The 11,729-nt window shown below is 71.2% G+C and carries 12 protein-coding genes and 1 rRNA gene; 6 read left to right on the top strand and 7 right to left on the bottom strand.

Going from position 1 to position 11,729, the window contains the following annotated elements; translation table 11 throughout:
- From ABD811_RS40705 to ABD811_RS40715, 3 genes are all read right to left on the bottom strand, one after another.
- A partial coding sequence (locus ABD811_RS40705) for an FtsX-like permease family protein (RefSeq protein WP_344958541.1) occupies positions 1-708 on the bottom strand: 708 nt, incomplete at its 3' end.
- Positions 705-1,487 carry an ABC transporter ATP-binding protein gene (locus ABD811_RS40710; RefSeq protein ID WP_344958543.1) on the bottom strand — a complete coding sequence of 261 codons (783 nt, stop codon included), beginning with the start codon at positions 1,485-1,487 and terminating at the stop codon, positions 705-707. The genes ABD811_RS40710 and ABD811_RS40705, both read right to left, overlap by 4 nt.
- Positions 1,488-1,617: 130 nt before the next feature.
- Positions 1,618-1,869 (bottom strand): helix-turn-helix domain-containing protein, encoded by a 252-nt coding sequence (locus ABD811_RS40715; protein WP_344958545.1) that lies wholly within the window; start codon positions 1,867-1,869, stop codon positions 1,618-1,620.
- A 298-nt stretch (positions 1,870-2,167) separates the two neighbouring features.
- Between ABD811_RS40715 and ABD811_RS40720 the strand changes: the two genes are divergently transcribed.
- The 3 genes from ABD811_RS40720 to ABD811_RS40730 all read left to right on the top strand — a co-directional run bounded on the left by ABD811_RS40720 (position 2,168) and on the right by ABD811_RS40730 (position 4,963).
- On the top strand, positions 2,168-2,875 hold the full coding sequence (locus ABD811_RS40720; protein WP_344958547.1) for a TetR/AcrR family transcriptional regulator: 708 nt from the start codon (positions 2,168-2,170) through the stop codon (positions 2,873-2,875).
- 34 nt (positions 2,876-2,909) lie between these two features.
- Positions 2,910-3,896 carry an AurF N-oxygenase family protein gene (locus ABD811_RS40725; protein WP_344958549.1) on the top strand — a complete coding sequence of 329 codons (987 nt, stop codon included), beginning with the start codon at positions 2,910-2,912 and terminating at the stop codon, positions 3,894-3,896.
- A gap of 254 nt (positions 3,897-4,150) precedes the next feature.
- Entirely contained in the window at positions 4,151-4,963 is an 813-nt protein-coding gene (locus ABD811_RS40730; protein ID WP_344958551.1) for an SDR family NAD(P)-dependent oxidoreductase, read from the top strand.
- A gap of 748 nt (positions 4,964-5,711) precedes the next feature.
- Here the strand turns inward: ABD811_RS40730 and ABD811_RS40735 are convergent.
- On the bottom strand, positions 5,712-6,527 hold the full coding sequence (locus ABD811_RS40735) for a MerR family transcriptional regulator (protein WP_344958553.1): 816 nt from the start codon (positions 6,525-6,527) through the stop codon (positions 5,712-5,714).
- Positions 6,528-6,706: 179 nt separating this feature from the next.
- Between ABD811_RS40735 and ABD811_RS40740 the strand changes: the two genes are divergently transcribed.
- Together ABD811_RS40740 and ABD811_RS40745 are read left to right on the top strand one after the other, a co-directional pair.
- Positions 6,707-7,069, top strand: a complete 363-nt coding sequence (locus ABD811_RS40740; protein ID WP_344958555.1) for a nuclear transport factor 2 family protein — start codon at positions 6,707-6,709, stop codon at positions 7,067-7,069.
- Between the two features lie 52 nt (positions 7,070-7,121).
- A complete protein-coding gene (locus ABD811_RS40745) occupies positions 7,122-7,910 on the top strand; it encodes an SDR family oxidoreductase (RefSeq protein ID WP_344958557.1) in 789 nt (262 codons plus the stop codon).
- A gap of 441 nt (positions 7,911-8,351) precedes the next feature.
- Here the strand turns inward: ABD811_RS40745 and ABD811_RS40750 are convergent, their stop codons facing one another.
- Positions 8,352-9,041: a class I SAM-dependent methyltransferase family protein gene (locus tag ABD811_RS40750; RefSeq protein ID WP_344958559.1), complete on the bottom strand. Its 690-nt coding sequence runs from the start codon at positions 9,039-9,041 to the stop codon at positions 8,352-8,354.
- Positions 9,042-9,112: 71 nt separating this feature from the next.
- On the bottom strand, positions 9,113-10,783 hold the full coding sequence (gene ctaD / locus ABD811_RS40755) for an aa3-type cytochrome oxidase subunit I (RefSeq protein WP_344958563.1): 1,671 nt from the start codon (positions 10,781-10,783) through the stop codon (positions 9,113-9,115).
- A 96-nt stretch (positions 10,784-10,879) separates the two neighbouring features.
- Between ctaD and ABD811_RS40760 the strand changes: the two genes are divergently transcribed.
- Positions 10,880-11,398 carry a 2-thiouracil desulfurase family protein gene (locus ABD811_RS40760; protein WP_344958561.1) on the top strand — a complete coding sequence of 173 codons (519 nt, stop codon included), beginning with the start codon at positions 10,880-10,882 and terminating at the stop codon, positions 11,396-11,398.
- Positions 11,399-11,446: 48 nt separating this feature from the next.
- Here the strand turns inward: ABD811_RS40760 and rrf are convergent.
- A 5S ribosomal RNA gene (gene rrf, locus ABD811_RS40765) occupies positions 11,447-11,563 on the bottom strand.
- Positions 11,564-11,729: the final 166 nt, after the last annotated feature.

Here is an 11,729-nt window from a genome sequence, read left to right on the forward strand (position 1 = left end):
GGGCCGCGCCGCCACCGGCCCGAGCAGCACCATGACGCCCAGCAGCATGACCGCGCCCGCCCCCGCCATCGCCGGGGTCGCGGCCAGCCCTCCCCAGACGACCGCGCCCACGGCCACGGCGCCGCTCGCCGCCCCGACCAGCACGCGGGCCTCCGAGACGCCGCCCTCGGCGTCGGCGCCGCGCAGCGCCGCCGGCGGCGCCACCCGCACGGCGGGCGTCAGCGCCGCGACGAGCGTGGCCGACAGCCCGACCAGCACGGCGAGCGCGATCGTCCCGCCGGTGACCGCGATGCCCGGCGCGGTCAGGTCCAGGGCGCGTTCCAGCAGCGCGGCACAACCGATGCCGCCCGCCAGCCCGGCGAGCGTCCCGCCGCCGCCGACCACCAGCGCCTCGACGGCCACCAGCGCGCTCACCTGTGCGCGGGACGCGCCGACGGCCCGCAGCAGAGCCGATTCCCGTACGCGCCGGGCCACCGTGACGGCGAACGCGTTGTGGATGGTGAACGCCGCCAGCAGTACCGCCGCCAGGCCGAACACCTCCAGCGCGGTCCGCAGCTCGTGGGAGAGGCGGCCGTCGGCGCCCGCCTCGAAGGTGTCCTGGAGCACCAGCGTGCCGGTCAGGAACGTCACGCCGAGGAACACCGCCGCCAGCGAGCCCGCCGGGCCGCCGCGCCGCGCCCACACCACGCCGAGCGCCAGCCGGATCACGACCGGCCGCCCAGGTCGCGCACGCGGTCCAGCACCCGCGCGGCGGTGGGGTGGCGCATGACGTCGGCGACCCGCCCGTCCGCCAGGAAGATCACCGCGTCCGCGCGGGCGGCGGCGACGGGGTCGTGCGTGACCATGGCGACGGTCTGCCCGAGGTCGTCCACGGCCCGGCGCAGGAACGCCAGCACCTCGGCGCCGGTCCGGGAGTCCAGGTTGCCGGTCGGCTCGTCGGCGAACACGATCTCGGGGCGGGTCACCAGCGCGCGGGCCAGCGCCACCCGCTGCGCCTGCCCGCCGGACAGCTGCGCCGGCCGGTGCCGCAGCCGGTTCCCGAGGCCGAGCACGCGGACCACCAGATCGTGCCACTCCCGGTCGGGACGCCTGCCCGCCAGCGTGAGCGGCAACGTGATGTTGTCGGCCGCGCTCAGGGCCGGGACCAGGTTGAACGCCTGGAACACCAACCCGACGCGCTCGCGCCGCAGCCGGGTCAGCGCCCGGTCCGACAGCCCGCCGAGCTCGGTGCCGCCCACGAAGACCCTGCCGGACGTGGCGGTGTCCAGGCCCGCCACGCAGTGCATCAACGTCGACTTGCCCGCCCCCGACGGCCCCATGATGGCGGTGAACCGCTCCGCGGGGAACTCCACGGTCACGCCGTCCAGCGCGCGCACGGCCGTGCCCCCCGACCCGTACACCTTGGTCAGCCCGACCGTCCGCGCCCCGCCCTCGCCCGCACGCCGGTCCTCCAGGACCGACCGTCGCGCCTCTGCCGCGTTCCCCATGCCGACGATGCTGGCGGCGCGCCCACCGCCGCGTCGTCGTGCGGAGAGAGTGATCGCGCCTGCACCCGTGGAAGCAGCCGCGCCCCGCCCCGTACGCCGCCAGGTGTACGCGGAGACGATCGCGTCCCGATCAATGGTTCACCGCCAGGGCGGCCTCGTGCAGCCCGCTCCCCCGCGGTGTCCTGCGGCCCAGCTCGAACACCAGCAGCCCGAGCCGGTACGTCCCGCCGACCTGTTCGAGCAGCTCGACCCGCACCAGCTCACGCAGCATCCGGTGCACCGTCGACTTCGGCAGGCCCGTCCGCCGGACCAGCGCCGCGGCCGTCAGGGTCCCGTCTCCCGAGCGGAACTCCTTCAGCAGCCCCGCGGCGCGTCCCACCACGGAGATCTCGCCTTCGTTCCGATGAGCAGGACTCGCCGTCCCATCGTCCCCGCCGCTGATCGCGCAGGTCAACATCCCTTGATCGGCGCCCTTTCGGCCGCCGTCCCCCGGTCGCACGCCCGTGTCCGCACCACCGGCCCACCGGCGACGGACGAACCGTCCGGGGCCCGGTCCCGCCACCTCACCCGCCGCCCGAAGGACGCTCGCGGACGTCCAATCGGACGGCGCGTCCAATTGTGACCAGCGCAACATACAAGCAGGCTTGATTGCATGTATGTCGCGCTCCTACCGTCGAGGTGTGTCAGTAAGCGCACGGCGACGCCCCTCCCGCAGGCGCGGGGAGAGCCGCCGCACCCAGGAGGAACGGCGGACCCGCACCCAGCGGCTGCTGCTCGACGCCACCATGGAGTGCCTGGTCGACCTCGGTTGGTCGGGCACCTCCACCACCGAGGTGGCGCGCCGGGCGGGCGTGTCCCGCGGCGCGCAGCAGCACCACTACCCGACCAAGATGGTGCTCGTCGCCGCCGCGCTGGAGCACCTGCTGGAACGGCAGCGGCTGGCCTACGAGTCGGCCTTCGCCGTGCTGCCGCCGGAGCGGCGCAACGTCGAGGGCGCGCTGGACCTGCTGTGGGAGGTGTTCCGCGGCCGGCCCGCCAGGGCCCTGCTGGAACTGGCGGTGGCCGCCCGCACCGACGACGACCTGCGGGTGCTGTGCCGCGACATCAACGAGCGGATCCTGCAGGTCATCCTGGAGGTCTTCGAGCGGCTCTTCCCCCGTAACGAGCTGCCCGACACCGTCGTCCCGACCATGCTGCGCGGCGTGTTCGCCATGTTCATCGGACTGTCGGTCCAGAACGCCCTCGACGACGACGACCGCGGCCACCAGCAGGCCGTGCTGACACAGGTCAAGACCATCGCCCGGATGATCATTCCCGACCCCCACGACTCCGGGCGCGCCGCGACCTGCCCGGTCCCGGACGCGGCGGCACGTCCCGGGCCGGCCTGACCCGCCGGCGCACCACCGCAAGGGAGCCCCTGCCATGACGAAAGCCCCCACCGAACTGGCCGAGGAAGTCCGCGCACAGGTCAAGGACCGCAAGTCCTACCTCGGGGTCATCGACCGGCTCAACAAGGCGTCGGTCGACAAGCACTGGGAGGCCTACGCCGACATCCCGTGGGACGACCCGAAGTACGCCGTCGACCCCAACGACCCCCGCTGGATCATCGACCCCGCCGTCGACGCCCTCGGCCGCACCGAGTGGTACAAGACGCAGCCCGAGGAGATCCGCGCGCAGATCGGCCTGTGGCGGATCGCCACCGCGATGAAGATCGGCCTGCAGTTCGAGAACCTGCTCAAGCGCGGGCTGCTCAACTACGCCTACCGGCTGCCCAACGGCCGCCCCGAGTTCCGGTACGTCTACCACGAGACGACCGAGGAATGTCACCACGGGATGATGTTCCAGGAGTTCGTCAACCGCACCGGGATGCCGATCCGCGGCATGCCGCGCGCCCTGAGCCTGGTCGCCCAGGCCGCGCCGTGGATCCCCCTGGTCAGCACCGAGCTGTTCTTCGTGTTCGTGCTCGGCGGCGAGGATCCCATCGACTACGTGCAGCGCAAGTCCCTCAAGGGCGGGCACATCAAGCACCCCCTGGAGGAGACGATCATGAAGATCCACATCGCGGAGGAGGCCCGGCACATCTCGTTCGCCCGGCACTACCTGCGCCACCGCGTCCCGAAGATGAACCGGCTGCGCCGCCGCGTGCTGGGCGTCGCCGCCCCCGTCGTCCTCGGCGTCATGGCGCGGATCATGCTCTCCCCGCCCGGCCCGATGGTGCGCCACTTCGGCATCCCGCGCGACGTGGTCCGCGAGGCCTACCGCACCCCCGAAGCCCGCGCCAACATCTCCCAGTCGGTCGGCAAGGTCCGCGACCTCATGGCCGAGCTGGGCCTGATCACTCCCGTGAGCCGCCAGGTCTGGAAGGCGTTCGGCATCTGGGACACCCCGCGCGTCCGCGCCAACGCCTGACCGCCTCGACGCGGGCGGCGCCGGGACCGGCCCCCTCCCCCCGGGCCGCGGTCCCGGCGCCGCCTTGCCGACCAGGGCTCCGGGTGACGGCAGCCGCCGACACGCGGCCGGAAGCACCCGACTGTCCCCCGCCCTTACCGGCCAGTAGACTACGGCCTCAATTCGACATCACATCTAATACAGGATCGCGGGGCCGGAGCCTCCCGACCGCTGCGCCTTCCGGCCCCGCGATCCGTTCCGAGCAGGAGCGCGCGATGAGCATTGCGATCGTGACCGGAGGCGCGTCCGGCATCGGCCGGGCGATCGCCACCGCCCTGGTGGCGCGCGGCGACACGGTGATCGTCACCGACATCGACGTCGAGGGCGCCCAGAAGGTCGCCGACCGGCTGAACACCCTCGGCCGCGGCCGGGCCGCCTGCACCGCCCTCGACGTGACCGACGCCGCCGCGGTGACCGACGTCTACAAGGGCGTCAAGGCCGAGTACGGCAGCCTGGACCTGGTGTTCAACAACGCGGGCATCGCCATCGGCGGCCTGGCCGAGGAGCTCACCCTCGACCACTGGAACCGCGCCATCGACATCAACCTCAAAGGGGTCGTGCACGGCGTCCACGCCGCGTACCCGATCATGCTCGAGCAGCGCTCCGGGCACATCGTCAACACCGCCTCGCTGGCCGGGCTCGTCCCCATGCCGGTCGGCATCCCCTACACCGCGACCAAGCACGCCGTCGTCGGCATGTCCCTGGGCCTGCGCGCCGAGGCCGCCGCCCGCGGCGTCAAGGTCAGCGTGGTCTGCCCCAGCTTCGTCGACACGCCGCTGCTCACCAACGTCAACCCGGGCCTTCCCGAGACGGCGATGAGCGGCAACGCCAGGGACGACATCAAGAAGGCGTCCCCCCGCCTCTACACCGCCGAGAAGCTGGCCCGCGACATCGTGCGCGGCGTCGACCGCAACCGCGCGCTCATCGTCGCCCCCGCACACGGCCGCGCCGCCTGGCGAGGCATGCGCCTCAGCCCCGGCGGCGCCGTCCGCGTCGCCCAATGGGCCGCAGCCCGCCTCACCAAGTAACCCCCGCACGGCGAAGCCCCGCAGGGGTCTGGACGAAAGACGAGCATTCCTGCAGGTCACGATTCCTGAGCGACTGCAGGCGTGGGCGGAGTTCTTCGCGCTGGCGCACGACCCCGACTCCCGGGCCAGTGTCCGCCGCATGGTCGAGCACCAGGCGGCCGAACGCGCCGAGGGAGACCCGACCGGGCTGCCCGGAACTGGTCCGTGAACGGGTCCAGCAGGCTCTGCAGGACGGCATCCAGCCCGACGCCTAGACCGCCCGCCCGGTGCCGGCCCGTCCTGATCACCGGGTACACCGCTATCTTCGGCCACCCTGCCGGCGTCCAGTACCGCCGCAAGCTGCTGGTTCGCTTGGAGACCGCCAACGACCCGCAGACCGAGCGGTATTTCCGGCTGCTGGCCGCGATCAATGGCCGGCCCGCTCCTACGAGCCTCCCCCGATTACTGGTTGATCCGCGCTCTTCGCCACCACCCAGCGCCCTGCCCGGCGACGCTCACCGTGCCGTACGAGCCGCCCGGGTGAGCATCGCGGTCAAGAGGGTCCGGCGGCCGGCCCGGCGAGCTGGTCGCCCAGTGCTGGGGGGCGCCCGTCGTTGGCGCCCGGACGCCGCCCAGGTCCGACGGCGCAGCCGTTGTGCTGCGTCCACCTGGTCGGCGGCAGGCGCTTCGGCCTGCGGAGATGTCCGCGCGCCCGTCCTACCGCAGATTCCGCACCCCGGACGCCGGGCCGTGTGAGGTGGGCCGCCTTTCAGGCGGTGGTGCGGAAGACGGGCCAGCCGATCTCAGTGCGCCAGGCGCTGGGGTCATCGGTGTCCCTGGGGCCGACCAGGTAGTTCTCCCGCACCGGCCCGGCGACGGCGAGGGCGTGCTCGGTGGCGTACGTGCCCAGGGCCCCGTATGAGACGTCGATGTCGTCGTGCGGCCCGCGGTGCACGGTCACCGCCAGCTCCCCCGCCGGGATGACGAACGGGTGGACGCGGCCGGAGGCAGGCGGGTCGGCGACGGGCACGAACACGACCGCATCGCCGCGCTCCTGGGTGAACAGCTCGTTGTCGTACAGCCCTCCCGGGGGCCCGGCCGGGGTCAGGCCCGCGGCGCGCAGGGCACCGTCGATCTCGTTCATCGCGTCCCCGTACCAGGCGTTCGCGTCGTCGAGGTCGATGGTCGCCCGGACGGCGGCGACCGTCGTGGCCGGTTCCACGCGCAGCTCCACCTCGATCGGCGGGACCGCGGGCTCCAGCAGCCGGCGCAGCGACGTCACCGCGGCCCGCGTCCGGTCGAGTTCGTCCTCCAGGCGGGCCAGATGGCGGCCGATCAGCGTGGCGCGGGCGTCCGGGTCGGCGGTCGCGAGCACCTCGCGGATCTCGCGAAGCGGCATGTCCAGCTCACGGAAGCGGCGGATCACCTGGGCCGTCGGCACCTGCGCGGTGGAGTAGTAGCGGTATCCGGTGTACGGATCGACCTCCTCGGGTTCCAGCAGGCCGGCCTCGTGGTACCGGCGCAACGACTTCACGCTGAGATGCGTGATCCGCGAGAAGTCACCGATCGTGAGGCCCTTGCGCATGCCCGCACTCTGGCTCTGACCGACCACGCAGTCAAACCGGCCCTCGCAGGCCCCGGCCCTGGGGCAGGGGTGTGCGCGGGCGTGCCGGACACGGGACACGGTGCCCGCACGGCGTTGCTTTGACCTTCCCCCTGGGGGAGCCCTGACGGTGGAGACCGCTCGAACGAAAGGAGCAGCGAATGACCACCCAGGCTCTGCCCAAGCCGGTCGAGGACTACATCGCCGCCGCCAACGCGCACGACCTCGACGCCCTGATCGCGACGTTCGCGCCCGACGCGCTGGTCAACGACGCGCGCCGGGAGTTCCATGGCATCGACGCCATCAGGCGCCGGCTCGCCGAGGAACTGATCGCCGCGAAGGTGACCAAGAAGGTCGGCGACGTGCGGGAGCACTACGGCGAGGTCGGCGTCGATGTGATCGTCGACGGTGAGTTCGACAAGACGGGGCTGCCCGACCCGGTGATCTTCACCCACTACTTCACCGTCCGCGCCGGCCGGATCGTGCGGTTGATCATCATCCTGAAGGAGTCCGTGCGGTCATGACGCGCCGGCAGGCTACAGATCAGTCCCGGAATCGGAGAGGAGGACTTCACCCGTGTCCGTGACCATAAGCGAGTCGCTCGCCGGCCGGCGCGCGCTCGTGACCGGAGGGACCCGGGGAACCGGTGCGGCGATCGCGGCGCGGCTGGCCGAGGCCGGGGCCACCGTCATGACCACCGCTCGGACGATGCCCGTCGACCACCCGGAGCCCAGGTTGTTCGTGGCGGCGGACGTGACGACCGCCGACGGTACGCGCGCCGTGATCGACCGCGTGCGCGGCAGGCTCGGCGGCGTGGACATCCTCGTCCACACGGTGGGCGGGTCGGACGCCGGGGCGGGCGGCTTCGCCGCGCTCGGTGACGAGCAGTGGCAGAAGGAGCTGGCGTGCAACCTGCTGGCGGCGGTGCGCATCGACCGCGGTCTGCTGCCAGGCATGATCGAGGCCGGGCACGGCGCGATCGTCCACGTGTCGTCGATCCAGCGCCGCAAGCCCCTGTACGAGGCGACGCTCGCGTACGCGGCGGCCAAGGCGGCGCTCACGACGTACAGCAAGGGGCTGGCCAACGAGGTCGGGCCGAAGGGTGTACGGGTCAACAGCGTGGCCCCGGGATTCATCCGGACCGAGAGCGCCGACCGCCTCATCGACCGGCTCGCGCAAGGCGCCGGGACGGACCGCGCCACCGCCCTGCAGCAGCTGATGGACTCGCTCGGCGGCATCCCCATCGGGCGACCGGCCGAGCCCGCCGAGGTGGCCGAGCTGGTCGCATTCCTTGTCTCGGACCGTGCCGCTTCGATCACCGGAGCGGAGCACGTCATCGACGGCGGGACCATCCCGACCGTCTGACACCGTCCGCGTGTGATCACCGCCCCTTGTCCGCGCCGACACGACCGCGCATCTGAGCAGCGGATGGCGGCCACTCGGGGCTTGAGCGCCAACCGACGGCCAGGGGCGTCAGCGGCCTGACGCGCGTTGCCGCCGTTCACCATTCCGATGCAGATCACGCAGAGCCGGGTCTCCGGTGGCAGTCCTCCTAATGTCCCGGGCGCACGCCGACGTGCTCGCAGCCCAGGACGCCGGAGGTCCGGCCCTTCGTACGGTCGACGCCATGCCCCCTCCGGCATTGACGCCCGTCCGTCTTCGGGACGTCATGTCCATCGATTCGCTCCATAGGAGCGCCCTCGAAAGTGACGCCCCGATATCCCGGCGTGGCGTCCGGCGCCGGCACCGAGCGTGGAGGGCGGCTGCGGCGCATGGCCGAGCGGGGCGGACGATGTTGACGCGGCGCTAGGTCGGCCAGGGGGCGCCTTGGCGGAGGACGTCGTAGCCGACGAAGGTGAACAGGCGGACGCCGCGTTCCAGGGGGACGGGGTCGCCGTGGAACTGGTGCACGCCGACGCCGAACGACTTCTCCTCCGGCGGCGACAGCCAGCGCTTCTCGAAGCCGTGCTTCTCGAACCAGCGGCAGATGTCGCCGGTGATGTCCGGGGGCCGCCGGTTGCGGGTCCAGACGACGTGGGCGCCGCGGGCGCACATCTGCGGCAGCAGCGAAACGGTCCGTTCGATGTCGGCGTCGGTGATGTTGCCGAACACCCCGCACACCAGCACCAGGTCGGCGGGCACCGCCCCGGCGTACGCGTCGGTGTGCGAGGCGTCGCCCGCGATCACCTCCACGCCGGTCAGCCCCGCCCGCCGGGCCGCGGCGCGAGCGGCCCGGACGTTCTCCTCGTCCAGCTCCACCAGCCGCGCCGTCACGTCGGTGCGCCGTGGATGGTCCGCCAGGGCGCCGATCAGGTCGCGGCCCTGACCGGCGCAGAGGCTCACCGCGCGCAGGCGGCCCGCGGGCGCGACGTCGAGCGCCTCCCGGACACGCTGCCGCACGGTGCGCAGCCGCCGGGACAGGGACGACCGGGGATCGTCATACGCCCTGTGCCACTCCGCCCAGTCGCGCCCCGGCGGATCTTGCGCTTCCGTCATGCGGGCCACGCTAGGGTGGCGCGCCCGCCCATGTCTGAAACGGCGGTCGATTGACCGATCTCGGTCGTCCGCTACTCCTGGGGCCCCTCGACGTGCTTGGCCTCCGCCTGCCCCGGCAGCCGCGGATAGTGCATGTCGAATGCCGGACGCTCGGAGCGGATCTGCGGAATGGCGGTGAAGTTGTGGCGCGGCGGCGGGCAGGACGTCGCCCATTCCAGCGAGTTGCCGTAGCCCCACGGGTCGTCGGCGTCCACCCGCTTGCCGTGCCGCGCGGTGACGTAGACGTTGTAGAGGAAGAACAGCGTGGACGCCCCGAGAATGAACGCCCCGACGCTGGACACGCGGTTCAGCGCCACGAACTCGCTCGGATAGTCGGCGTACCGCCGCGGCATCCCCTCCGCGCCCAGCCAGTGCTGGATGAGGAAGGTGGTGTGGAAGCCGATGAACAGCCCCCAGAAGTGAAGTTTGCCGAGCCGGTCGTTCAGCATCTTCCCGGTCATCTTCGGCCACCAGAAGTAGAAGCCCGCGAACATCGCGAACGCCACCGTCCCGAAGACCACGTAGTGGAAGTGGCCGACCACGAAGTAGGAGTCCTGGACGTGGAAGTCCAGCGGCGGGGAGGCCAGGATGACACCGGTCAGCCCGCCGAACAGGAACGTCACCAGGAAGCCGATGGCGAACAGCATCGGGCTCTCGAAGCTCAGCTTCCCGCGCCACATCGTGCCGATCCAGTTGAAGAACTTCACCCCGGTCGGCACCGCGATCAGGAACGTCATGAAGGAGAAGAACGGCAGCAGCACCCGGCCCGTGGTGAACATGTGGTGCGCCCACACCGTCATCGACAGCCCGGTGATGGAGATCGTGGCGGCGACCATGCCGAAGTAGCCGAACAGCGGTTTACGGCTGAACACCGGGATGACCTCGGTGATGATGCCGAAGAACGGGATCGCGATGATGTAGACCTCGGGATGGCCGAAGAACCAGAACAGGTGCTGCCACAGCAGCGCGCCCCCGTTCGCCGGGTCGTAGACGTGCGCGCCGAACTTGCGGTCGGCCTCCAGCGCCAGCAGCGCCGCGGCCAGGACGGGGAAGGCGATCAGCACCATCAGGCTGGTCAGCAGCACGTTCCAGGTGAAGATCGGCATCCGGAACATCGTCATCCCGGGCGCCCGCATCCCGACGATCGTGGCGATGAAGTTGACGCCGCTCAGGATGGTGCCCAACCCCGACACCACCAGGCCCATGATCCACATGTCGCCGCCGAGGGCGGGCGAGCGGACCGCGTCGGACAGCGGCGTGTATCCCGTCCATCCGAAGCTGGCCGCACCGCCGGGCGAGATGAACGAGGCGAACACCATCAGCCCGCCGAGCAGGAACAGCCAGTAGCTGAACATGTTGAGCCGCGGAAACGCCACGTCCGGCGAACCGATCTGCAGCGGCATGACCACGTTGGTGAAGCCCACGAACAGCGGCGTGGCGAACAGCAGCAGCATCACCGTGCCGTGGATGGTGAACATCTGGTTGTACTGCTCGTTGCTCACGAACTGCAGGCCGGGGGAGAACAGTTCCGCCCTGATCACCATGGCCATCAGCCCGGCCATCAGGAAGAAGGTGAAGGACGTGATGAGGTACAGATAGCCGATCACCTTGTGGTCCGTGGTGGTGAGCCAGGACACCACGAGCGACCCGCGTGGGCGCCGCCGGGGAGGCGCCTCCGCGAGCGGCTTGCCGAGGAGGACCATGCCGAGCTCCATGGGAACGGGATCCAGCCAACCATCCGTCAGTGCCCGATCCGAGCCATGGCACTCCTCGCCGGGGGCGCGAATAGGCTGAGGTACGTGGAAAAAATCCTGGTCAGCGCATGTCTGCTCGGCAGCCGGGTGCGCTACGACGGCGGTGCCAAGCGGGTGGACGACCGGTTGCTGGAGCGGTGGCGGGAGGAGGGCCGCCTGGTGTCGTTCTGCCCGGAGGTGTCGGGCGGCCTGCCCGTGCCGCGCCCGCCCGCCGAGATCGTGGGATCCGGCCCGTCGGCTGACGGCACGGCCGTGCTCGACGGCACCGCCCAGGTCGTGACCGACGCGGGGACGGACGTGACCGAGTCGTTCGTGCGCGGCGCCCGCCTGGCCCTGGAGGCGGCGCGACGCTCCGGCGCCCGTCTGGCGATCCTCAAGGAGGGCAGCCCGTCGTGTGCCGGCCACCGCATCTATGACGGCACGTTCTCTGGGACGACGACACCGGGCGTCGGTGTGACGACGGCACTTCTCGAACGGGCCGGCGTCCGCGTCTTCAACGAAGACGAACTACAGTCGGCGGCCGCCTATCTTGAGGAGCTCGAGAACCGCCGGCAGAAGCCCTGAAATGCGGAAGGCCCCCGCCGTGACGGCGGGGGCCTTCCAGAAGAAAATGTCCGGCGGCGTCCTACTCTCCCACACAGTCTCCCATGCAGTACCATCGGCGCTGAAGAGCTTAACTACCGGGTTCGGAATGGGACCGGGTGTTTCCCCTTCGCCAAAACCACCGAACAACCAACACCAACCCGACAAGCGGGCCGGCAAGCCTATAAATTTGTCAACAACGGGTTCCCGTTTGTTTTCTGGGAACCGCACAGGGACGCGAACACCACAGCAGCAGACACATTCGCCTGAATGTGTGTGTCAAGCCACTCGGCCTATTAGTACCAGTCCACTC

This window comes from Actinomadura miaoliensis (assembly GCF_039536785.1).
GTDB lineage: Bacteria > Actinomycetota > Actinomycetes > Streptosporangiales > Streptosporangiaceae > Spirillospora > Spirillospora miaoliensis.

Coding starts and splice junctions, on each gene's coding strand:
- ABD811_RS40710 (WP_344958543.1), bottom strand. CDS start 1,487: ATGGGGAACGCGGCAGAGGCGCGACGGTCGGTCCTGGAGGACCGGCGT.
- ABD811_RS40725 (WP_344958549.1), top strand. CDS start 2,910: ATGACGAAAGCCCCCACCGAACTGGCCGAGGAAGTCCGCGCACAGGTC.
- ABD811_RS40730 (WP_344958551.1), top strand. CDS start 4,151: ATGAGCATTGCGATCGTGACCGGAGGCGCGTCCGGCATCGGCCGGGCG.
- ABD811_RS40735 (WP_344958553.1), bottom strand. CDS start 6,527: ATGCGCAAGGGCCTCACGATCGGTGACTTCTCGCGGATCACGCATCTC.
- ABD811_RS40740 (WP_344958555.1), top strand. CDS start 6,707: ATGACCACCCAGGCTCTGCCCAAGCCGGTCGAGGACTACATCGCCGCC.
- ABD811_RS40750 (WP_344958559.1), bottom strand. CDS start 9,041: ATGACGGAAGCGCAAGATCCGCCGGGGCGCGACTGGGCGGAGTGGCAC.
- ctaD (WP_344958563.1), bottom strand. CDS start 10,783: ATGGTCCTCCTCGGCAAGCCGCTCGCGGAGGCGCCTCCCCGGCGGCGC.